Raw genomic sequence first — 19,794 nt, 5'->3', positions numbered from 1 at the left:
CCAGAGCTATATGTTCCGGACAGGTTATTTTGCCTGATTAAAAAAGTCGACAACCGTTACGTCGGCCAGCCATGGACCAACAATCTTACCGAAATCCTTGTGGGCCGGATGTACCAGATAGGTATCACGGTCTTTATCACTGTCGAATGTCAGGATAAATGCGTGGGTCAGCCCTTTGTCGTGTTTTTCAGGACTGTTATTGGTGCCCCACTGGTATTTTTTGATTTCACTGATTTTGCCGGGCAGGGCGTTAAACGCATCAACGATTTCCTGCACTTTTGCGGGTGTTGCTTCTGGTTTAAATTTAAATAATACGACGTGCTGGAGTTCTTTTTTTTCCATTTTACCTGGTTTCTGGGCCATAGCCGTTGTTAAGCTGAACACTGCAAAAGAGAGCAGCAGCAGTAATTTTTTCATAGATAAAGTTTAATAAGGAGTTGGCAATACAATTAACCACAAAAAAAGCGCCGGAACCATCAGGGTCCGACGCTAAAAGTATTTATTGGCTTATTTCTACGCTATAAACGGTGTAGCGATGGCCAGTACCTGCTCTTTTGTCAGCGGTTCGTCAAAAGCTTCCGACACTTTCATTTCGGTCTGACCCGTCAGTCCGGCAACGTTTACTTCGCGCTCGCGGGCGGCCTGCTCACCGGCGTAAACCGCGCCAGGGAAACCTTCCATGCCAACGATCCAGCCTTTGGCGTTGTTCAGCATCCGGACCCGTGCGGCATGGCGTGCTTCTACCGAGTGAATCTGCAGTGCGATAGTCAGTACGGCATCGTTCGACATCAGGTTGGCTGCTTGACCTTTGTAAGCCCGTACACCTGTATCTTCAAACGCCTGAGCTACTGCCGAGAACGTCTGGAAGTTGGTAAATACAGTCGGGAACGTACCTTTCGCTGTAAAGTCAAAGTTTGGTTTTGCCACGGCTGCACTGCCTAACGCGCCTCTCAGCAACGCTACGTGTGCATCTTCGTGTTTGCGGATCTGATCGAACAGATCACGGTATTGAGCCGGGATTAAGCCGCCGGCCGCAAGACCACGATTGTAAAATTCTGCTTCAAGATATTCCAGGGTCAGCGCAAAGTTCAGCACATCGGTTACTGAGCTCCCTGACTGTGCATAAGCTTTGTTCAGGGCAGTTGCCATCACCGCCGGTGCGGCTACGCTAAGCGCTTTTTTAGTGATAGAAGAAAACATGTGACGGCGTGTGACGTGCTTCAGACGGTCATACACTTCGCCATCAACTTGCTCGATTTCGTGAAGAATATTCTGGAGATTCATGGTTTGTTGAGGGATTACATGGTTGGTAAATTGCTGGCGATCAGGCCTTGCTTGATAAATGTCTGGGCTGTTGGTGCCACTTCACCCGGTTTCATGGCTTTGTCTAAGCCTGTTGCCGGATCAACCACATCATCCCCTGCAAATGCGCGGGAGTTAGGCGATAAAAGTTCACGAATAATGGCTGCGTGACGCGCTTCTACCGATACAATTTTGCCGGCTGTATTCAGGTTACGCATGTCAGCCAATAACTGACCGGCACCGTTGTAAGCCGCAACTCCTAAATCTTCGAATGTACGGGCCGTTTGCAGAATGCTGTCCCGGCTGTTGAAATTAACACCAGGGAAGTCAATCGCCAGTGCAGGAATCGCTGCACTACCCAACGCTGCCTTGAAGAACTCACGGTGTGCTACTTCATGGTCGCGGATGTCCATCAGGATACTGCGCTCCATAGCGCTCATACCACTGTAAGGGTTGGCTACAACACGCTCGTAGAACGTAGCTTCCAGTTGCTCTAAAGCATAAGCATAGTTCAGAATCCCTACATCACCTGAGCCCAGGTTAACGTCGACATCGGCACCGATACCGGTACGCGCTGCGCCGTCAGGACCGAGCATATCGTTTTTACAAGAGCTAAGAAGAACGCCTGCTGCTGAGGTCATACCTGCCCACTGCAGGAAAAGACGCCGATTCCCGGAGAATGGCAGGACAGGTAGCACAGTTCCAGGGTTAATTGGAGCTGATTTTTTACCAAAGAAATTTTTCATGAAATGTAATAGTTAAGTTGAGCACTTCCGCTCTGTTCTTCAGAGAAGTTGAGAATAATACGCTTAACGGCGCATTATGGATTTTTATATCGAGCCAGCGGGATTAAGTAATTACGGTATAGAGATCAAAGTATCGCTTTATTATGCTTATAATCAGTATGTTATTCTTGTTAAAAAATATTTTTAAAAGGGTGTGCGTAAGCCGTTTCGATAACGATTCCAGGAAGAACTATTTACTTGATAAGTCAGTCGGATAGCAAGTGCGGCATACCCGTCGCGTTTCGATGGATTGCCGCGCTGGGCGAATGATTTGTTGGGCGCCAGTCCTATTTCCGAACGCCTGTCAGAAATGGCAGCCACGAGTGGGTGAACTTTGGAGAAGTCCGGATATGTAGTGCTGACATCGTCGAGATAATCGTTCAGGACATGGGTATAAGTGCCTTCTATCGCAATTCTAGTGCGCATGCCGAGATCAAACGGAATACCGATGCCGTACCGGATAATACCCGGATACCGGCTGTAGTTGACACCTTCGGTATGGAAACGCGGCAGTTTAACATAGTATCCTTCATAAGTTGTCATGGTGTTGAGATACGTAACGCCTGCACCGGCCAGTAAATAAGGATTGTAGGTATGATTCGGATCATCCACCCGCCAGAGGTCTACCTTACCGCCAATCCAGACGTCCGGATTAATGCTGAAAAAAGAAAGATTATTGTAGTAAACGCGGGTATGTTTCTGCGTACCCCAAATGTAATACACCCGTGCATCGGCTCTCACAGAGAAGCGGTAACCGATGCGGCGGGCTACCGAGAGGCCGGCTTCTGCGCCAAGGCGGGGATACCGGAAAATATCTTTTTCTTCGCTCATGTCACCGGCATACCGGGTCGTTCCGGCTTCAAAACCAACGGTCCAGGTGCCGGGTACATCCTGCCAGTAACGCCAGCGTTGTGCAAATGTAGTCGGGGTGGTCAGTAACCAGAAGCAGCTGATAAAAGCCAGTTGCTGAAGCAGTTTCATGGGGTGTTACGGTTTAGAAACGGCCAAGATAGGCAGGAAACGCAACATCCCCAAATGCGATAAAATGACTTCTGTTTCGTATCTTTGTATTGGCAAATTCATATCCTAATGAAATTCGGCGTAGTCGTATTCCCCGGCTCAAACTGCGATCAGGACGCAGTTGATGCTTTGACATTAATGGACCAGGAGGTCGTAAAACTGTGGCACAAAGACCACGATCTGCAAGGCTGTGATTTTATCATCCTGCCTGGCGGCTTTTCGTACGGTGACTATCTGCGTACGGGTGCTGTTGCTCGTTTTTCACCTATCATGAATGAAGTGATCGCACACGCCAACCGGGGCGGGTATCTGATGGGTATCTGCAACGGGTTTCAGATTCTGGCCGAAGCGCGTCTGGTTCCGGGCGTATTACTGCGTAATACAAGCCAGAAATACGTTTGCAAAAACATTTATCTGAAGCCGGAATCGAAAGACGCCCTGTTGACGGCCGGCCTGGAGAAATCAGCCTATAAAATTCCGGTTGCACACGGCGACGGCCGTTATTTTGCCGACGCTGATACGCTGAAGCAACTGAATGATCATGAGCAGGTATTGTTCCGGTACTGTGATGAATTCGGTAACGTTACCGATGAGGCAAACCCGAACGGTAGCCTGGATAACATCGCTGGCGTATGCAATGCAGCAAAGAATGTATTCGGCATGATGCCGCACCCTGAACGGGCTGCTGATATTGCTTTAGGCAACACCGATGGCCGTCTGATTCTGGAACAGTTGCTGAAAGCTGTTTTAGTATAGCCAGGTGGTATATAAGCAGAAAAGCCAGCTCTTTCGGGCTGGCTTTTCTGCTTATGATGGCCGGCGATTGCCGGGCCCACGTTGTTTTTTCTCGGTCTGAGGAGCAGGTGCCGCTGGCTGAGAAACAGCTGCTTCGGTTTCACCGGGGCCTTTTTTCTTCTTCTTTTTTTTCTTCTTCGCTGCCGGTACCTGCTTGATGGCGTACTTTTTATCCAGTTTGTCGAGATCGCTGTTCAACGCGGCCGGCGTTGCTGCTTCTTTCTTCTCGGCAACCGGGGTCAGTACATCAAATGATTCCGGAATGACGCCTTTCGCATTAAGGTCCAGAATTTCCAGAACCCGGCTAATCGGTAACGGGTGCCACGTACTCTCTGAGCTGTAGCCAAACCACATGATTTTCCGGAAGATGTCGGTTTTCTGCAAAAACGCCCTTCCCTTCGTGGTTTCCAGCGGTTTGTCAACGGCCGGAATGTCACGCAGTGCATCCACATACGTATCCAGCTCGTAATTCAGGCAGCATTTCAGACGACCACACTGACCGGACAGCTTTGCCGGGTTCAGCGACAGATTCTGGTAGCGGGCCGCTGAGGTCGTAATGTTTTTGAAATCCGTCAGCCACGTAGAGCAGCATAGCTCACGGCCGCAGGAACCAATACCGCCAAGGCGGCCGGCTTCCTGGCGCAGACTGATCTGCCTCATTTCTACCCGCACTTTAAATTCCGCCGCCAGCAGCTTGATCAGCTCCCGGAAATCGACGCGTTCTTCCGACGAATAGTAAAACGTAGCTTTCGAGTTATCAGACTGAAATTCAACGTCTGATAATTTCATATTCAGGTTCAGGTCGCGAATAATTTCGCGGGCGCGGTACATCGAAGGCAGATCCCGGGCAATAGATTGTTCGTGCTTCTCAAGATCCTTAGGTGTGGCCACCCGGTGAATCACCTTCATATCATCGGTGATCTGAAGGCTCTTTTTCTTAAGCTGCAACCGAACAAGTTCGCCCTGTAGGGAAACCGAACCCAGGTGATACCCCGAGGCCATTTCCACCACAACAAAGTCACCTGTTGTCAGATCCAGTTGATGGACGTTTCGGAAATATTCTTTACGTCCTCCTTTAAATTTAATTTCGACGACATCAAAGCGCTGCGTAACAGGTAAGACCATGTCGCTCAGCCAGTCGAACGAATTTAGCTTATTACAACCACCTCCGGTCCCGCATCCTCCGCTACTGCAACCTGCGACGGCCGTACCGTTCGCTGCTGATGAGGAGCCTCCGCTGCGGGAGCCGCATCCGCCTGTTGTACAGGATTTGCAAGACATACTTTTTGCTTGTTTAGCCCGCGTTTGCGGTCGGGAGACGGTAATTCGTTAGGCTCCGTATCCTGAACGCCGGGCGTTAATCATTGTAACGAATTAAGTCCAGTCCGATGTCTCTACGGTAGTATTTACCTTCGTACTGAACAATCCGGGCCGCTTCCTGCGACTTCCGGATGGCATTTTCCAGCGAATTGGCCAGACCGGTCAGGGCCAGAACGCGTCCTCCGCTGGTAACGACCTGGTCGCCGGATATGGCTGTTCCGGCATGGAATACCACAACATCTTCGATCCGGTTCAGTTCGGTAATGGCTTTCCCTTTTGCGTAATCTTCCGGATACCCTCCCGAAACGACCACCGTTGTAACGGCCGTCTGTGGTGAAACCTGTAACGATAGTTTATCGAGTTCACCATCGGCAGCAGCTACCATCATTTCGGCAAAATCACTTTGAATACGCGGCAGAACTACCTCGGTTTCAGGGTCGCCCATCCGCGCGTTGTATTCAATGACGTAAGGTTCGCTTTTTACGTTCATTAAACCAATAAAAATAAATCCTACGTACCGGATTCCTTCCTGCTGAAGGCCGGTCAGAGTCGGGCGAACTACCTTTTCTTCGACTTTACGCAGGAAATTTTCGTTGGCAAATACGACCGGCGAAACAGCACCCATACCGCCTGTATTCAGGCCGGTATCGCCTTCGCCAATGCGTTTGTAGTCTTTGGCTTCGGGCAGAATTTTATAATTGACTCCGTCTGATAAGACAAAGACAGACAACTCAATTCCCCGTAAAAACTGCTCGATCACCACCTTCGCACCGGCTTCACCAAACTTATGGCCTTCCAGCATGCTGCTCAGTGTGGCTTTGGCTTCTTCGGTGGTTTCGGCAATAATCACGCCCTTGCCGGCAGCCAGGCCATCGGCTTTCAGTACGACGGGTAATGAATGGGTATCCAGGTAAGCAAGGCCTTCTTCCAGGGTAGCGGCGGTAAAGGTCTGGCTGGCGGCCGTTGGAATGCCATAGCGAGCCATAAACTGCTTAGAAAAGTCTTTACTGCCTTCTAGTTGAGCGCCTGCTGCATCCGGACCCACAATACGCAGCGCAGAAAGGTCGCTTTGCTTACGTAAGAAATCAACCACGCCTTTAACGAGTGGTTCTTCCGGTCCGACGATCAGCAGGTCAATGGTATGTTCCCGAACGGCGTTAGCAATCGACTCGAAATCATTATAGCCAATCGGAAGGTTAGTGGCTACCTGAGCAGTTCCGGCATTACCCGGGGCAACAAACAGGTTATCACAAAGCGGGCTTTGGGCAATTTTCCAGGCAAACGTGTGTTCGCGGCCACCCGAGCCAAGTATAAGTATATTCATTTCTGAATGAAAGCCGGCAGGGAGAACAAGAGCCGGTGCATAATGCCGTCAGCACCGGATTACTACATGCCCCTGTCTGCTTCCTGGTTTAATTTGCTACTTCTGATAAGAATTTAATGCGCATCAGACGAAGTTCCTGTTCCGTAAAATCATCACCCCCGAATTCGCGCATGGCTACAGCAATGTTATCGGTTTCGGCCGCCATGAAGTAATCATAGATTTCGTCCTGACGGTCATCATCCATAATCTGATTGATATAATAGTCCAGATTAAGCCGGGTACCTGAATAGCAGATGTGCTCGATTTCTTCGACCAGATCTTCCATACTTAAGTCTTTGGCTTCGGCAATTTCATCCAGATCAACCTTGCGGTCAATCTGCTGAATGATGAAAATCTTCACCTTCGATTTATTGACCGTTGACTTAACGACGACATCCTTCGCCGTTTCGATGTCATTATCGGCCACATATTTGGCGATCAGGTCGATAAAGGGCTTGCCGAACTTCTGGACTTTGCCCATACCCACCCCGTTGATCTGGGCCATTTCCTCCCGTGTGCTCGGGTATGTTGTGGCCATTTCTTCCAGAGAAGGGTCCTGAAAAATAACGTAAGGCGGCAGGTTTTTTTCCTTGGCAACTTTTTTCCGCAGGGCTTTCAGTAAGCCAAGCAGCTCTTCGTCATAGGCAACCCCACCGGCTGTCGGAGCAACGTCCTTGTCGTCATCATCTTTACCGTCAGCAACCTGCTGATCATACGTATGATCTTTATGAAGTGTAACCGGATAAGGATCCTCAATGTATTTCAGGCCTTTTTCGGATACCCGCAGCACCCCATAATTATCAACATCCTTATCGATATAACCCAGAATCGTGAGCTGACGGATGATTGAACACCAGCCATCCGGCGTTTCACAGAAGTCTTTCCCCTGGCCATATACATCAAGCTTATTGTGTTCGTAGCTGGTGATGTATTGATTATCAGTGGCAGTCAGGACATCGGCAAGGTGGTTAACATCAAAACGCTGGTCTGTTAACAGAACCGTGCGCAGAGCCAGAACAACCTCTTCCTGAATCTTAAACTTAGGCGTTGCTTTCAGGCAGTTATCGCAGAAACCGCAATCCTTATCCACATACTCACCAAAGTAGCCCAGGAGCTGACGGCGGCGGCACGTACCCAGGTTCGCATACGATACCATTTCTGTCAGCAGGTGCTTGGCATTGTCGCGCTCGGTAACAGGTTTGTCTTTATTGAACTTTTCGAGCTTAACAATATCGTCATAGCTGTAGAACATGATGCAGTTCCCTTCGAGCCCGTCGCGGCCGGCACGACCGGTTTCCTGATAGTAGCCTTCCAGCGATTTCGGGGCGTCGTAGTGAATCACAAAGCGGACATCGGGTTTGTCGATACCCATCCCGAACGCAATGGTAGCGACAATCACATCGGCTTCTTCATTCAGGAAAGCATCCTGATTGGCCATCCGTGTGCCCGAATCGAGTCCGGCGTGGTAAGGAAGCGCCTTGATGTCGTTTACATTCAGGACTTCAGCGATGTCTTCGACCGTTTTCCGGCTCAGACAATAAACGATTCCCGACTTACCCTTGTTGTTTTTGATGTATTTGATGAGCGCTTTTTTCGCGTCAACCTTAGGCTTGATTTCGTAATAGAGGTTTTTGCGGTTGAACGACGTCTTGTAAATGTCGGCGTCTTCCATCTGCAAATTCCGCTGGATATCCTGCTGAACCTTTGGGGTAGCGGTAGCGGTCAGGGCGATCACCGGCAGATTCCCGATATTATCGACAATACCTCTGATTTTGCGGTATTCCGGCCGGAAATCATGGCCCCATTCCGAGATACAGTGTGCCTCATCAATCGCGACAAAGGAAATATTTGCCTTTTTGAGGAAATCAAGGTTTTCCTCCTTCGTCAGCGACTCCGGGGCAATGTACAGCAGCTTCAGGGTGCCGTTGAGGGTATCTTTTTTTACTTTGGTCATTTCTGCCTTCGACAGGGTCGAGTTCAGAAACTGGGCGTTAATACCAAATGCGTTGAGTTGATCGACCTGGTTTTTCATCAGGGCAATCAGGGGGGAAATGACAATGGCTGTTCCTTCGCAAACGATCGCAGGAAGTTGGTAGCACAAGGATTTACCTGCGCCGGTTGGCATTATGACGAATGTATTCTTTCCGGCCAGGATATTATGTATAATGGCTTCCTGGTCGCCCCGGAACTGGCTATAGCCGAAAATTTCTTTTAAACGTTCCTTGAGGGTTACCTGAATGGTTTGCTCCACCTGCATCATGCTCACTCGAAGTACAAATAGTTACTGATTGATGGTCTTCGCTGTATCTTTGTTCTTAGTCTGTGATTGAAGATATAAAAAGAAAGATAAAAGAAAAACTGACGTCCTGAAAATCTGATATGTAATCATTTTTTTATCAGTGTGAACAAGTCGCTTTTTTCTTTTTTAGATGTAAAACCGATTGATCTTTTATCTTATTTCTTGTTTGTTATCCGTTAATGGGTAGCGAATTTACAAAGCAATTTGGTTGTAATCGCGTATTTTGAACTTGAAACTACTAAAAAATCCGCAATTAATTGCCCGTCAGGTACTGCTTGATGAGGCCGAGGCTATCCGGAAAGTCACCGAGCGACTCGATAACCGTTTCGATGATTGTGTAAACAAGATCCTGTCAATCAGTGGCCGGGTCGTTGTTACAGGAATTGGCAAAAGCGCTATTATCGGTCAGAAAATAGTGGCTACCCTAAACTCTACCGGGACGCCTTCACTCTTTATGCATGCTGCCGATGCGATTCATGGTGATCTGGGCATGATTCAGGACGGAGACGTTGTAATTGCCATCTCGCGCAGCGGTAATACTCCGGAAATCAAGGTCTTAGTACCGTTGCTGAAGCGTACTGGTGTGCCTTTGATCGGTATGGTCAGCGATACCGGATCGTATCTGGCCTGCCACAGTGATTATGTACTCGAAGCCTATGCTGAGCGGGAAGCCGATCCACTCGATCTGGCACCGACGACGAGTACAACGGTTGCCCTTGCCCTCGGCGATGCCCTGGCGGTTAGCCTGCTGGTCGGGCGTGATTTTACCCGGCAAGACTTCGCCCGCTACCATCCGGGCGGCGCTTTAGGCAAAAAACTTTATCTGAAAGTGGCCGATATTTATCCGCATAACGCCTGTCCGAGCGTGTCGGTAACCACGCCGGTCAAGGAAGCGATTATTGAAATTTCGTCGAAACGACTCGGTGCTACGGCTGTCCTGCATGCTGATGGTACGCTGGCCGGTATCATTACCGATGGCGACGTCCGCCGGATGCTGAACCGCACCGACGATTTCCGGACGCTGGTGGCGCAGGACATTATGACTGTCTCGCCCGTCTGTGTCTGCTCCGACGATTACGCCGTACGCGCCCTTGAGATCATGCAGGAGCGGAACATTACCCAACTGGTCGTAGTCGACGATGGCATACTGCAAGGATTTGTCCACCTGCACGACTTATTAAAAGAAGGGATCGTGTAGGGGCAACCCCACGTGTTCAAAGAAGGGATCATGTAGGGGCAACCCCACGTGGTTGCCCAAAACAAATCAATAAAAAAGCCCCGAGCGGGGGCTTTTTTATTTCCGGCGGAAGAAGACAAAACCGTTTTCCTCCTTGATAATTTCCAGATTCGGATGCTGCCGGAAGTCTTTGGCCCGATCCAGCCGCGTGATCAGAAACGTTGGTTTATCGACGGGCCCATTCAGCAGGTAATCCTCGTCGTCTGTTTTCGGATTTACCGGCGGTTGTTTCCGGAAATAAAACAGTTGTGCATAACTTTTATAGCCAATCGGCTCCACATAAACATCCTGTCCCTGCTTCGACTCATAGAACCGGATCACCGTGCCCTGCACAAACTCTTCGATATTCGGCACCACACTGGCCAGATAAAACCACAAACATACGGCGGTCGACAAAAACAGCCCGATGGCCGCTGATTGTGTATGCCTGCGGAGCCGTACGATAAACGTAATCAGGGCCAGAAGCCACACCGCACCGATCAGCCATTCCCAACCCTGCCAGTTCATCTTTGCCTGCAGGTTGGCGGCGGCAAACGGATCTTTGATATACGGAATGATGGCGTCAGTGTGCATCCCGACGATGGGAGCAAGGGTCAGGGCAAGGCCCAGTATGCAGCCAATGACCAGTAAGCCAACGGTAGTCCAGCGGCTCCAGCGAATCCGGTTAGTCAGGTACTGATACAGGTGGTAAGTCGCCAGATACGAGACCGGTAGCCATGCCATTGACGAATAGTGTACAATTTTGGTTTTGACAATGCTGAACAGAATCATAACCACCCAGAACAGCAGCGTCATCCATAACCGGAAGCTTTCGCTGTTAACGGCGGCCTGCGGATTCGTAAGCGCACTGGTTTTCGGAACCAGAAAGCGAATGGCCAGAATTGACAGCGGAAAACAGCCCAGTAACACAACCACGAAGTGATAATAAAATGGCTGGGCGTGACCGGCGTCGGGCGTTGAAAAGAGCTTGATCTGATAGGCAATAAACTCATTCATAAACCACCAGCCATGCTGCATGACTTCAAGACCGAACCAGAAGGAAGCCACGCCGAAGGCAACCAATACAATCGTAACCATCTGGCCGATGCTCAGAACCGGCTTAAACCGATGTAATCCCCAGAAGAGCAAAAACGTAAGGCCTGGTAATAAGGCACCCACGGGACCTTTGGTGAGGATGGCGAGTCCGATGAATAGTCCGGCCTGCCAGGCTTTTCGCTGCGAGAGAAACCATACCCCAAGAAAAATAAAGTAGTTAAATGTGGGGTCAATAATGGCCGTTTTGAAGTAAAAATGCGGAGTAACCGCCCCCAGGTAGCCCAGCGCCCACAGCAGTCCGAAGCGGGCATCGACCAGCCGCCGACCGATAAAAAAGATCGTAAGCAGGGTAATAACACCCATAACGGCATTTGGGAAGCGCGCAGCATATTCCCCGACGCCAAAGAGGTGCATGGCCGTGGCCTGAAGCCAGAAAAACAAGGGCGGCTTCTCCCAGAAAGGCTTAAAATTAATCTGTACCCGCGTATAGTTGCCGCTCACGAGCATCTCCCGGGCCGACTCGGCGAAGTTAATCTCGTCCCAGTCGAACAGGTGAACACGTCCCAGAAAGGGAAAATAAAAAAAGCACCCCAGTGCCAACAGCAGGATAGGGTAATATTTAGGGTCTATTTTCTGCATGAACAAGACTCGTCGTCAGTACCGGAGGACAAAAGTACGGCGATGGCCGCAATATGCCAGTATACGAGTGGCGACCGGCTTGCCTGTTTTAATGAACCGAGCCAAGTTTCATGTCGATACCGATGGCCTGCATGAGCTGGCTGGCGTTAAAACTGCGGCAAATGCCATCATAAAGCGTATAGTCGAAGTGCAGCTCACCATCGCGGACATCAGACTGAAAGTGGCAGTTCCGGACAAACCCGCTGGCATCGGTCATCTGACCCAGTTCAAGGTCGTGGGTCGATACAAAGCCCGAGGCGGTTGTTTTATGCAGTTGCCGGATCAGGGCCTCGGCTCCCCGATGGCGGTCGGCGGAGTTGGTGCCTTTCAGGATTTCGTCCAGAAAATAAAACACCGGCCACTGGCTGGTTAAGGCTTTTTGGGTAGGGTTATCCGAAACGGTTTCGCTCCCCTGCGTCAGTTCGAGTAATGTTCTCAGCCGTTTCAGTTCAGCATAAAACGATGAGGTACTTTCTTCGAGTGAGTCCTGTGTCCGCATGCTGGTAAATACCCGCATCGGTGAACACCCAAACCGGCGCGCACTGACAACGGCTCCGGCGAGCGCCAGTACCGTATTGATGGCAATCGTTCGCAGAAAGGTGCTTTTACCGGACATATTCGAGCCGGTAATCAGAATAGTCTGCCCTGAACCGACCAGTTCCAGGGAGTTGGCAATGCTTTTGGCAGGAGAAAGTAGCGGGTGTGAGGTGTCAACGGCTTCAAGATGCGGCACCTTTTCGTCGATAATGTCGGGCACCACGTACGTTGGATGTGCATAGGCAAATCCGGCCAGACTATTGAGTGCTTCCATCTCTGCCAGCGCATCAAACCAGTTATTCAGGTGTTTCCGATAGCGGTTCCGCCAGCGGCTGAGCCCCTGTAAATGGTGAATGTCCCAAAGCGTGGGCAAGGCAAAAAAGAGGTAGAAATAAGGGTTCTGGCGAAAATTAAAGTTTTCGACCAACCGTGCAAGCTTACCAACGGCAACCGATGCCGGCCGCGGCCCGGCGCTCAGATTATCGCGGATGGACGACAATAAGGGCGAAAAACCTTTGACCGATTCGGTATGTTGAAAAAGGTCCTGAAACGTTTTCAGGGCCTCGGCCATTTCATGGGTTTGTTCGCTGACAACCCTGGCCAACTCATTGGTCTGGCTCAATAATAAACCATGCAGGCCAAGGCAGGCCAATACGGCCCAGCCCGGCAGGTAGCCGGTCAGCCAGGCAACTGCCACCCCCAGCGTAATAAGCGGCAAGATAAAGCGGGCCACAAGCAGGTAAAGCGGCAGAGTTGTGTCTTCGAGGACCCATTGCCGCATCTTAGCGGGCGATTGGCCTGTTTTTTCGCTCAGATAGGCCAGTGCTTCGGCGTTTTGCCGCCAGTCGAGCTGCGGTTCCAGCTCTTCTACGGCTTGCTGGCGAACATAGGCCAGCTGGGGTGGGGCTGGTGTCAGCAGCCAGTTGGCGAGCCGGTAGGAGCCATCGTAGGTGTGGGTGCGGTTCAGGAGCCGGTACAGCGAGTGCTTACCGAAAATATCCAGATCACCGGCATAGGCATGGGTCGGAGTCAGAAAGACATCTCCGGTTTCGGGCCGCAGGTATTGGCGGTGGAGCCGTGCGGCTTCGTCCTGATTGACGAACGCCAGATGGTGGTTCAGGTCGCGGCGGCGGCGGATGGCCTGGTGTCGCTTCAGCATCCAGCCAAAGACAATCAGCCCGGCAAGAAAGGTGCCGATGGCGGCCAGCGTATTGCCGGTGTCGTTGAGCCACCATATGCCGGCTACTGTCAGTAAGAACCAGACAAACCGCCAGAGGGCTAATTGATTATATTGCTGTTGGGCGAGCTGTTCGGCATCCGTAAACTGTTTTTGCCGCTCCTGAAAGAGTTTTTCTGTATCCATTCCTGCAAAGGTAAACATACCCTCAATGAAACGATGATAAATATGTCAAACGTATACTATAGGTATGCAAACCGTCAGACTAGCCGGAATTTTCGGGAAGGTGGCTGCAACTGCGCGCACTGCTGGAGGAAGGCAATCGTTTCCGTCATCGGTTTAACGAAATGATAGCAGCCGGCGGCCGGTGTCGCTTTGACCGATAGCAATGATTTGCCCTGGGTATCAAGCGCCAGATGCCAGCCCGGCTGGTCTCCGTCCGGAAAGTGCTGAAAGGTATAATCGTGGATTTTCTGAAACCAGCGTAAGCAGTCGGGATGGTGAGTGTGAAAAAAACTTTTGATCAGTACGGCCAGAGCCTGCAAATGAACCCGTGCGGTGCGGTATTGCCAATTGGGGTCAAGGCCGGGCTGTCTGAGAAAATCGACATACTGCTGAAGGCCGCTGTCTATCTCATCCCACGCCCATTCGCACATCGACAGGCACCACGTAACAACCTGTAGCGACAGCTTCCGGTTGCTGGTTTTCAGGGCAATATCAAGCAAGGCATTGGCGGTCTCGAATGTAAGCGCCGGGTTTAGCCGCCGGCCTTCCGGGGTGTTGCTGAATGCGCCATCCGGCAAGACAGTTTCGCGCAGAATATTAAGCCGCTTGTCCAGAAACGTGTTTACCAGTTCGTCAACTACCTGTTCGGTATATTCTTTCCAATCTTCCTCGCTCAGCAAAAACTGAGTCGCCAGTAAGGCGTTTAGTACCACAACCGGTTCTTCCAGATGCTGCCACTGCCGGAAACCGCCCAGCGCTCGTTGCTGTTTTGTGCGTTGCTTGTTCCGTTGCTGAATCAGAGCGAGAAGTGCCTGTTTGGCCAGCATGGCCCATTCGTCGTTGCCGGTAGCACGGTGCAACTGTGCATAGGCAATAACGCAGTAAGCGTCGGTAGTTTTGCCGGTAGCTGGCGCCACGGGTTTTCCGATGCGGTCGATCAGGGCGTAGGCATTCATTTTCTCGTCGAGTCCGAATCGGGTCAGAAAATCAGCTCCATGCAGGGCATGGTCGAGCCAGGAGTGTTCCGGTTCAACCGTATTATAAAGCCAGGCAAATGACCAGATTTGTTGTGCCAGTAAGATAACGGATTTGTCTGCTGCGAGAGGCGTACCCGTTGCGGTAAGGGCATCAAAATAACCACCCCAGGTTTGGTCCCGGCTGTTGTTGAGCCAGAAGGGGACAACCTGCTGTAACAAGGCTTGCTGATAAACGACGGTTAGTTTGGCGAAATCGAGCACAAGGGCAGGAGAAACTAAAGGCGGCCGTCAGCGAAATATGCCCGCTAACGGCCGCCGGCAATTAATAGACAGTTACACGCTCTATATCGGTCTGTACCGGTGGCGTAGCTGGTTGTTGAGGCTGATTGTTGTCACGCTCATCCGGCAGGATAAACTTCATCGGTTTTCCTACTTTTTCGGGTAACAAGGCAACGTCCAGTACCTGCGCTACATTATCAACATAATGGAACTTGAGGTCTTTGATATACGACGCATTGATCTCTTCAACGTCCTTGCGGTTTTTCGAGCAAAGAATGATTTCCTTTACACCGGCCCGGTTGGCGGCCAGAATCTTTTCCTTAATGCCGCCGACCGGTAATACTTTACCACGCAGGGTTACTTCACCAGTCATGGCCAGGAACGGCCGCACACGGCGCTGGGTATAAATCGACGCCATCGACGTCAGGATGGTAATACCTGCCGACGGGCCATCTTTCGGAACCGCACCGGCCGGCACGTGAATATGCAGATCGTAGTTGTTAAACAGGCGGTAATCGATATTCAGGTCGTCTGCATGGGCTTTCAGGTACGACAGGGCCGTCACGGCCGATTCTTTCATGACTTCGCCCAATTGGCCCGATAGGGTCAGAATACCTTTGCCGCGGCTCAGGCTGGTTTCGATCATCAGAATTTCACCGCCCACCTGTGTCCAGGCCAGACCAGTGACCATGCCGGCAATATCGTCGTCGGTATAGAGGTCTTTGTCAAAAATTTCGGCGCCCAGCATTTTATGAACATCGGCCACCTTGATGGCTTTCGGATATTCTTCCTCCATGGCAATGGACTTAGCCACTTTCCGGACAATGGTGCCAATTTTCTGTTCCAGACTCCTGACGCCCGATTCGCGGGTATACCCTTCAATGATCCGTACCAGTGCCTTATCATCAATCTGGAGATCTTTGGTTTTCAGGCCGTGATCTTTCCGTTGCTTCGGAATCAGGTATTTCTTCGCAATCTGAACTTTCTCCTCAACAGTATATCCCGTAATGTCAATGATTTCCATCCGGTCGCGGAGGGCGGGGTGGATGGTATCAAGTGCGTTGGCCGTGGCAATGAAAAGGCACTTTGACAGGTCATATTCAACTTCCAGATAGTTATCCATGAAGGTTGAATTCTGTTCAGGGTCCAGCACTTCGAGTAAGGCCGATGACGGATCTCCGCGGAAGTCAGAGCTTACCTTGTCAATTTCATCCAGGATAAAGACCGGGTTGGAGGTACCGCATTTCCGGACGTTCTGGATGATCTTACCCGGCATAGCACCGATGTAGGTCTTGCGGTGGCCACGGATCTCGGCCTCGTCATGAACGCCGCCCAGCGCCATACGGCTATACTTGCGTCCCAACGCCTTGGCGATCGACCGTCCCAGTGAGGTTTTACCCACGCCCGGAGGCCCGTACAGGCAAAGGATCGGTGCTTTCATGTCATTTTTCAGCTTCAGCACCGCGAGGTACTCGATAATCCGTTCCTTCACCTTTTCCAGACCGAAGTGGTCCGCGTCAAGCACTTTCTGTGCCCGCTTCAGATCAAAATTGTCTTTCGAGTATTCATTCCACGGCAGGTCTACCATCAGTTCGATGTAATTCATCGTAACCGGGTATTCCGGAGCCATCGGGTTAATACGCTGTAACTTGTTCAGTTCCTTTTCAAAATGTCCCCGAACTTCCGTCGACCATTTTTTCTGACTCGCCCGTGCCCGCACATCTTCCAGATCGCGGTCCGGTGTATCCATCCCCAGTTCATCCTGCAACACCTTGATTTGCTGACGCAAAAAGTAGTCCCGTTGCTGTTGATCAAGGTCAGAACTGGCTTTCGACTGGATTTCGCGTTTTAGTTCCAGGAGCTGCACTTCGCGCATCATGTATTCGAGCAGCAACTGGGCCTGCGGCGCACCATCCAGGGTTTCGAGCAGGCGCTGTTTATCGGCAACTTCAGCGTTGAGATTCGACGACAGGAAGTGCAGCAGGAACATCGGGCTTTCGATATTATCAAGTGCAATGCGGGCTTCCTGCGGAATTTCCGGATTAAGGCGAAGCATTTTGTAGGCCGACTCTTTCAACGATTGAATCAGGGCTTTCCCTTCTTTTTTCGTTGCGTTCGGAAACGAATCGTCCAGCTGGCGCACAATAGCTGTCATAAACGGTTCTTCCTGCACAATCTGCTGCAGTTCAAACCGCTTCTTACCCTGAATGATAATCGTAATATTACCGTCTGGCAACGTAATCATTTTGATGATGTACGCTACCGTTCCAAACCGGTACAGGTCATCGGCTGTTGGCTCGTCTTTCTGCTGATTCAGCTGGGCCACGACACCAATGATACGGTTTCCCTTGTAGGCTTTCTTTACTAAACGAATTGATTTTTGCCTGCCAACCGTAACCGGAATGACCATCCCCGGGAACAGTACGGTGTTCCGGACAGGTAAAATGGGCAGGTTGGCGGGTAGCTCATAATCGTCATCTATACCTTCTGGCGACCCGATCGGTACAATCTCCAAATTGTCCGAATCAAAGTCGGACATTAATAGCCGGGTTGCTAAGTCTTTCTCCAACATCATAGAGTATTCTGTCAAACTGACAGGGTTTCAATATGCCTTTTGATGTGTAACACTTCATCAGACATGGGAAGTAACAGGCACAATACCTATGCCAACGCATGTGCGTCTGACGGAATTACCTGTTTTGAGGCTGATATTTTACAAAATAACAAAACCTGCGGATTATTTATCCGGAAATTTATTATGGGATAACAATACAGTCAGGATTGCTATATAACGGACAATTTAACCGGAAATCATTCAGATTCCGGCGCATATTAACGCAGAAAGACCCGTTCAGGTAAGATTAAAAATTGATTTCCTGAGAAGGTTGTTTACTCCGGAAAATGAAGGTTTTTTTCTGGTTCTGATACTGCAGATTCACAAGGTTTACCTGGTCGTCGAATAGCTCCATCAATACATCCTGTTGCATCTGTCCGCCCTTAAAGGGCTCTGCAAAGGGCATTTCGAGGTAAAGCCACTGCGCATCAGCTTCCGTTTCATGGCCAATGTAACTATACGCTTTCCGCTGATTCTGGCCGGTCGAAAAGTGAATGTGTTTCCGGATGTATTTTTCGATCAGCGGATCATTTTTGTCGTTATCGGCCAGATGAATTTTCTGACCGTTATTTTCTTTGGTCAGCGCCTTTTCAAAATCATCGGTAAAGACCCGGACACTGATTTCAAACGCCTTGTCTTTGGCATTGTAGGTCATCTGGGTAATACTCGTATGAAAATCGTGGGCCTGCCGGTTACCCAGAAACAAAAACGAGACGGACAGTAGGCTGACTGTCCGTCTGAACTGACGAAAAAGGCTGTTAATGAAAGTATACATATCCGGGAGCTGATACGCTCGCAAAATGGCTTAAAATACGGCTTTAAATACGTCGTTGAAGATAGCGAAGGCCATCAACCCGAGTAAAATGACCATACCTACCCGCTGGGCCGCTTCCAGGAATTTGTCGGAAGGCTTACGGCCCGAAACAATTTCGTAAAGCAGCAGCGTTGAGTGGCCGCCGTCAAGTGCCGGAATGGGTAATGCGTTCATGAAGGCAAGTGCCATGGAGAGCAGGCCGGTTACCGTCCAGAAGCGATCCCACAGCCAGATGCCGCCAAACAGGTTCTGAGCAATTCCGATCGGGCCGCTCAGCGCTTTAGACGCAGATACTTCACCACGGAAAATCTTGCCGAATCCTTTGATGTTATCGAATACAACCTGAAATGCCCGTTTAGTACCTACAACCAGCGCCTCACCAAAGGTGTATTCTTCGGTTTTCAGCTTCAGCATTGATTGCTGATAAAATCCGACAGTACCATCTTCGGTTGTGGTCATATGCAGCGTAACGGGTTGGCCGTTGCGGTTAACAACAACATCGATCGGCTTATTTTTAAGGGGCCGTACGATTTCACCGAATTCATGGTAATACCGAACCGGTTTGCCATTAACGCTGGTAATTACATCACCTGTTTTCAAGCCCGCTTTCTCTGCCGGCTGGCCGGGAGCAAGTTCGCCGACTTTAAATGGCTGAATAGGTTCCAGAAACTGAACGATTGATTTCCGGTCAGATAATTTATCGATGAAGTCGTTCGGGATATTGACATCGAAAACCTTCCCGTTCCGCTCAACGGTATAATAGCTGTTGTTGCCCAGCAGCACATCGGAGCTGCTGATGTCGCCGAATGATTTGTATGAACTTCCGTTGATTTTCAGGATTTTGTCGCCTGTCTGCAAGCCGATTTGCTTCGCCAGATCGTAAGCTACAATACCGTAACGGGCTTCGCTGGCAGGCAAGTAGGTATTGCCGTTTTTATAGGTAATGGCAACGAATATGATAATACCGGTAATGACATTCACAATGATACCGCCCAACATCACAATCAGACGCTGCCAGGCTGGTTTGGCACGGAATTCCCAGGGCTGTGGTTCTCCCCGCATTTGTTCAGTATCCAGTGACTCATCAATCATGCCCGAAATTTTAACAAAACCACCCAGCGGGATAGCGCCTAAGCCATATTCGGTTTCGCCTCTTTTTATACTGAATACTTTTGGCGGAAAACCGATGAAATACTGCTCAACGCGCATTCCAAAGGCTTTTGCGGCCAGCAAGTGGCCCAACTCATGAAGCCCAACTAAAATCGACAGACCCAGGATGAGCTGCCCCGCCATGACTAAAATTTCCATGTACTCTGTGTATTGAACGTTACTGTTTT

At 50.2% G+C, this 19,794-nt stretch carries 15 protein-coding genes; 2 read left to right on the top strand and 13 right to left on the bottom strand.

Translation table 11 applies throughout. From position 1 onward, the window contains the following. Nucleotides 1-24: 24 nt before the first annotated feature. The 4 genes from BLX24_RS17190 to BLX24_RS17175 form a co-directional block, all read right to left on the bottom strand. Nucleotides 25-417 (bottom strand): Dabb family protein, encoded by a 393-nt coding sequence (locus BLX24_RS17190; protein WP_071504418.1) that lies wholly within the window; start codon nucleotides 415-417, stop codon nucleotides 25-27. 96 nt (nucleotides 418-513) lie between these two features. Continuing rightward, a complete protein-coding gene (locus tag BLX24_RS17185; protein ID WP_071504417.1) occupies nucleotides 514-1,284 on the bottom strand; it encodes a ferritin-like domain-containing protein in 771 nt (256 codons plus the stop codon). 14 nt (nucleotides 1,285-1,298) lie between these two features. Beyond that, entirely contained in the window at nucleotides 1,299-1,898 is a 600-nt protein-coding gene (locus BLX24_RS17180) for a ferritin-like domain-containing protein (protein ID WP_310590787.1), read from the bottom strand. Nucleotides 1,899-2,231: 333 nt separating this feature from the next. Next, the gene (locus BLX24_RS17175; protein ID WP_071504415.1) at nucleotides 2,232-3,068 is read right to left on the bottom strand and encodes a hypothetical protein; all 837 of its coding nucleotides are present in this window, start codon (nucleotides 3,066-3,068) and stop codon (nucleotides 2,232-2,234) included. 108 nt (nucleotides 3,069-3,176) lie between these two features. Here BLX24_RS17175 and purQ point away from each other — a divergent pair, with 108 nt between their 5' ends. Beyond that, entirely contained in the window at nucleotides 3,177-3,863 is a 687-nt protein-coding gene (purQ, locus tag BLX24_RS17170; RefSeq protein ID WP_071504414.1) for a phosphoribosylformylglycinamidine synthase subunit PurQ, read from the top strand. A 51-nt stretch (nucleotides 3,864-3,914) separates the two neighbouring features. Here the strand turns inward: purQ and BLX24_RS17165 are convergent, their stop codons facing one another. The 3 genes from BLX24_RS17165 to recQ form a co-directional block, all read right to left on the bottom strand. Further along, complete coding sequence (locus BLX24_RS17165) at nucleotides 3,915-5,183, bottom strand: PSP1 domain-containing protein (protein WP_083422031.1); 1,269 nt, start codon at nucleotides 5,181-5,183, stop codon at nucleotides 3,915-3,917. 76 nt (nucleotides 5,184-5,259) lie between these two features. Continuing rightward, the gene (purD, locus tag BLX24_RS17160; protein WP_071504412.1) at nucleotides 5,260-6,546 is read right to left on the bottom strand and encodes a phosphoribosylamine--glycine ligase; all 1,287 of its coding nucleotides are present in this window, start codon (nucleotides 6,544-6,546) and stop codon (nucleotides 5,260-5,262) included. Nucleotides 6,547-6,634: 88 nt separating this feature from the next. After that, nucleotides 6,635-8,845: a DNA helicase RecQ gene (recQ, locus tag BLX24_RS17155; RefSeq protein ID WP_071504411.1), complete on the bottom strand. Its 2,211-nt coding sequence runs from the start codon at nucleotides 8,843-8,845 to the stop codon at nucleotides 6,635-6,637. A gap of 268 nt (nucleotides 8,846-9,113) precedes the next feature. Here recQ and BLX24_RS17150 point away from each other — a divergent pair, with 268 nt between their 5' ends. Continuing rightward, nucleotides 9,114-10,082, top strand: coding sequence for a KpsF/GutQ family sugar-phosphate isomerase (locus tag BLX24_RS17150; RefSeq protein WP_071504410.1), 969 nt, complete (start codon nucleotides 9,114-9,116; stop codon nucleotides 10,080-10,082). A 96-nt stretch (nucleotides 10,083-10,178) separates the two neighbouring features. Here BLX24_RS17150 and BLX24_RS17145 read toward each other — a convergent pair whose 3' ends face one another. From BLX24_RS17145 to rseP, 6 genes are all read right to left on the bottom strand, one after another. Further along, nucleotides 10,179-11,795: an ArnT family glycosyltransferase gene (locus BLX24_RS17145; RefSeq protein WP_071504409.1), complete on the bottom strand. Its 1,617-nt coding sequence runs from the start codon at nucleotides 11,793-11,795 to the stop codon at nucleotides 10,179-10,181. Nucleotides 11,796-11,883: 88 nt separating this feature from the next. Continuing rightward, nucleotides 11,884-13,734 (bottom strand): MutS-related protein, encoded by a 1,851-nt coding sequence (locus BLX24_RS17140; protein WP_071504574.1) that lies wholly within the window; start codon nucleotides 13,732-13,734, stop codon nucleotides 11,884-11,886. Nucleotides 13,735-13,808: 74 nt separating this feature from the next. Next, nucleotides 13,809-15,011 carry an AGE family epimerase/isomerase gene (locus BLX24_RS17135; RefSeq protein ID WP_071504408.1) on the bottom strand — a complete coding sequence of 401 codons (1,203 nt, stop codon included), beginning with the start codon at nucleotides 15,009-15,011 and terminating at the stop codon, nucleotides 13,809-13,811. A 61-nt stretch (nucleotides 15,012-15,072) separates the two neighbouring features. Further along, nucleotides 15,073-17,604: an endopeptidase La gene (gene lon / locus BLX24_RS17130; protein ID WP_071504407.1), complete on the bottom strand. Its 2,532-nt coding sequence runs from the start codon at nucleotides 17,602-17,604 to the stop codon at nucleotides 15,073-15,075. A gap of 286 nt (nucleotides 17,605-17,890) precedes the next feature. Continuing rightward, nucleotides 17,891-18,418: a DUF6702 family protein gene (locus tag BLX24_RS17125; RefSeq protein ID WP_229201834.1), complete on the bottom strand. Its 528-nt coding sequence runs from the start codon at nucleotides 18,416-18,418 to the stop codon at nucleotides 17,891-17,893. A gap of 30 nt (nucleotides 18,419-18,448) precedes the next feature. After that, nucleotides 18,449-19,765 carry an RIP metalloprotease RseP gene (rseP, locus tag BLX24_RS17120; protein ID WP_071504406.1) on the bottom strand — a complete coding sequence of 439 codons (1,317 nt, stop codon included), beginning with the start codon at nucleotides 19,763-19,765 and terminating at the stop codon, nucleotides 18,449-18,451. Between the last annotated feature and the right edge of the window lie 29 nt (nucleotides 19,766-19,794).

It is taken from the genome of Arsenicibacter rosenii (genome assembly GCF_001870735.1).
Taxonomy (GTDB): Bacteria; Bacteroidota; Bacteroidia; order Cytophagales; family Spirosomataceae; genus Arsenicibacter; species Arsenicibacter rosenii.
This window is presented reverse-complemented; position numbering and strand designations above follow the sequence as displayed.

Excerpts from the sequence above, each read along its gene's own strand:
- BLX24_RS17190 (WP_071504418.1), bottom strand. The coding sequence starts at position 417 with ATGAAAAAATTACTGCTGCTGCTCTCTTTTGCAGTGTTCAGCTTAACA.
- BLX24_RS17185 (WP_071504417.1), bottom strand. The coding sequence starts at position 1,284 with ATGAATCTCCAGAATATTCTTCACGAAATCGAGCAAGTTGATGGCGAA.
- BLX24_RS17180 (WP_310590787.1), bottom strand. The coding sequence starts at position 1,898 with ATGCTCGGTCCTGACGGCGCAGCGCGTACCGGTATCGGTGCCGATGTC.
- BLX24_RS17175 (WP_071504415.1), bottom strand. The coding sequence starts at position 3,068 with ATGAAACTGCTTCAGCAACTGGCTTTTATCAGCTGCTTCTGGTTACTG.
- purQ (WP_071504414.1), top strand. The coding sequence starts at position 3,177 with ATGAAATTCGGCGTAGTCGTATTCCCCGGCTCAAACTGCGATCAGGAC.
- BLX24_RS17165 (WP_083422031.1), bottom strand. The coding sequence starts at position 5,183 with ATGTCTTGCAAATCCTGTACAACAGGCGGATGCGGCTCCCGCAGCGGA.
- purD (WP_071504412.1), bottom strand. The coding sequence starts at position 6,546 with ATGAATATACTTATACTTGGCTCGGGTGGCCGCGAACACACGTTTGCC.
- recQ (WP_071504411.1), bottom strand. The coding sequence starts at position 8,845 with ATGATGCAGGTGGAGCAAACCATTCAGGTAACCCTCAAGGAACGTTTA.
- BLX24_RS17145 (WP_071504409.1), bottom strand. The coding sequence starts at position 11,795 with ATGCAGAAAATAGACCCTAAATATTACCCTATCCTGCTGTTGGCACTG.
- BLX24_RS17140 (WP_071504574.1), bottom strand. The coding sequence starts at position 13,734 with ATGGATACAGAAAAACTCTTTCAGGAGCGGCAAAAACAGTTTACGGAT.
- lon (WP_071504407.1), bottom strand. The coding sequence starts at position 17,604 with ATGATGTTGGAGAAAGACTTAGCAACCCGGCTATTAATGTCCGACTTT.
- BLX24_RS17125 (WP_229201834.1), bottom strand. The coding sequence starts at position 18,418 with ATGTATACTTTCATTAACAGCCTTTTTCGTCAGTTCAGACGGACAGTC.
- rseP (WP_071504406.1), bottom strand. The coding sequence starts at position 19,765 with ATGGAAATTTTAGTCATGGCGGGGCAGCTCATCCTGGGTCTGTCGATT.